The 2,174-nt window shown below is 79.2% G+C and carries 2 protein-coding genes; both read right to left on the bottom strand.

Annotated features, from left to right (window positions below; translation table 11 throughout):
• A partial coding sequence (locus tag ABD323_RS33385) for a CHAD domain-containing protein (RefSeq protein ID WP_344445811.1) occupies positions 1 to 1,443 on the bottom strand: 1,443 nt, incomplete at its 3' end.
• Positions 1,444 to 1,520: 77 nt separating this feature from the next.
• On the bottom strand, positions 1,521 to 2,174 hold a 654-nt coding region (locus tag ABD323_RS33380), incomplete at its 5' end, for an ROK family protein (RefSeq protein ID WP_344445810.1).

Below are 2,174 nucleotides of genomic sequence, written 5' to 3'. Positions count from 1 at the left end.
GGTGTCCTCCCCCTCCGCCCGTGCCTGCGCGGCGAGGTACGGCAGCAGCTCCTCGGCGACCACGGCGTCCTGGTAGGCGCCGAGCCCCTCCTGCAGCGCGCGCATCCGGCGGGCCAGCTTCGCGCCGCCGGGGCCGGCCAGCTCGGCGGTGTAGCGGGTCCGCTTGGCGGCCTTGCGGGCCGCGTGCAGCGCCTCGTCGCGGTGCGGGCCCGCCGGCAGGGCCGGCGCTGCGCGCATCCGCCGGTCGGTGCGCACCTGCTCGCGGCGCAGCAGCCGCTCCAGCGACGCGGTCCCGCGCGCCGACCCGCGCTTGGCCCGGGCCCGCAGCCGCGGCCGCGCGGCCAGCTCCTCCAGGGCGGCGAGCAGGTCGAAGTAGCGTTCGCTGTCGAGGACTTCGCGCACCTGCCGGTAGGCGTCCCGGTAGCGGCGGCGGAACCGGTCGGTGATCCGCCCGGCCAGGTCGTCCAGCATCGCGGCCGCCTGGGCGCCCTGGGCCGCCCGCGCCGCCTGGACCGCCTGGGCCGCGAGCCGCTCGCCGGTGCTCTCCGCGTCCCGGGCCGTACCCAACGCCTGTCCCAGCCACCGCAGTTCCTCGGCCAGCCGGTCGCCGGCCGGTCCGCGCAGGTACCGCCGGCAGGACGTCAGGCAGCTGCGCAGCCGGCGCGCGCAGACCCGCATCCGGTGCACCGAGTCCTCCTCGTCGCGCCGGACCGCGCCGTCCAGCGCGAGGAGTTCGGCGCAGTGCAGCCGCAGGTAGCCGGTGACGGCCGCCCCGAGCGAGGTGTCCGCCGCCGGTCCGGCCCGACCCGGGCCGCTCGCCCCGCCGGCCACTGCCCCGTCGCCCGCCCCGTCCGCCTCACCCGGCCGCAGGCCCTGCGCGCGCAGCCGCCGGCCCAGGGCGTCGAGCAGTCGGCGCCCGCCGCCCTCCAGCAACCGGATCTCGGTGCACGCCCAGCCCTCGACCAGGCCCCGGGCCCGGGCGACGGGGCGGGCCACCACCTCGGAGCGGTCGAGCTCGGCGAGCGGACGCCCGCGCCGGTCCAGGAACACCGTGCGCTCGCGCCGGACGCGCACGTCCCGCACCGGCCCCAGCGGCCGGTTCCCGGCATAGGCGCGCACCCGGTCGTCGGCCTCCTGCGGAAGGGTGTCGGCTGCGGGGAAGCTCAGCTCGGTGCCGGTCGGCAGCGTCAGCCGCCACTCCCCCGTCGCCCCGCCCTCCCCGTCCCTGCCGCCGCCCGACACCGCTTCCACCGCGACCCGCAGCCGCCGCAGGTCGATCCCGTGCTCGGCCAGCCGCCGTCCCGCCGTGTCGTACCGGACCTCGGTACGCTCCTCGGCCGGCGCCTCGACCACGGTGGCGACCCGGGCCAGTCCCCCCGGGCGCAGCGGCCGGGTGGGCAGCCCCTGGAACGTCCGGACGCGGTCCGCGGGCGAGGAGGTCATGCGACCAAGCTTCCCGCCTCGCGGCCCACCGCGCACGCCCCCCCGGCACCCGAGCGGGTCCGCGGCCACCCGGCCGGTCAGCCGCTGCGCGGCCGGGTGCCACCGCCGGCCAGGAACCGCTCCACGGGCAGCGTCGCCGCGCCGCGCGCCACCGCGTCCGGTCCCAGCTCGCCGAGCACGATCCGCACCTGCCCGAACGGGTGGTGCAGCGCGTGGCGGGCCGCCGCCTCCCGGATCCCCGGCAGCAGCTGCGGGCCGAGCAGCAGTCCGGCCCAGCCGCCGAGCACGATCAGCTCGGGATTGATCAGGTTGACCAGGTTGCCGATCCCCACGCCGAGGTACTGCGCCACCTCGTCGAGCACCGTGGCCGCCGCCCGGCGTGACCCCGGGTCCACGTCCGCCGGCCCCGCCTCCGCCCCCGGCTCCCCGGGGTCGGCGAGCAGCGCGTCCAGGGCGGCCTCCTCGGAGTCGTGGGGCGCCCGGCCGCCGAGCTCCCGGAAGCGCGCGACCACCGCCTCGGCGCCGAACAGCCAGCCGGCCCAGCCGTGGTCGAGCTGCGGGGCGGCGGCCGTCACGGTCAGCGCCCCGGCCAGCATCCCCGAGGTGGCGAACAGCGAGGCGGTACCGCCCTCGGATCCGGCAGGACCGGCGCCCGGCAGCCAGGTCTGCAGGGTGGTGTGCAGGTAGCTCCAGGCGCAGCCGTACAGCACCGCCGCGAGCACTGCGGGGAC

Source organism: Kitasatospora nipponensis (assembly GCF_039528135.1).
Taxonomy (GTDB): Bacteria; Actinomycetota; Actinomycetes; order Streptomycetales; family Streptomycetaceae; genus Kitasatospora; species Kitasatospora nipponensis.
The sequence above is the reverse complement of the archived record's forward strand: the minus strand, read 5'-3'. Positions and strand labels throughout refer to the sequence as shown.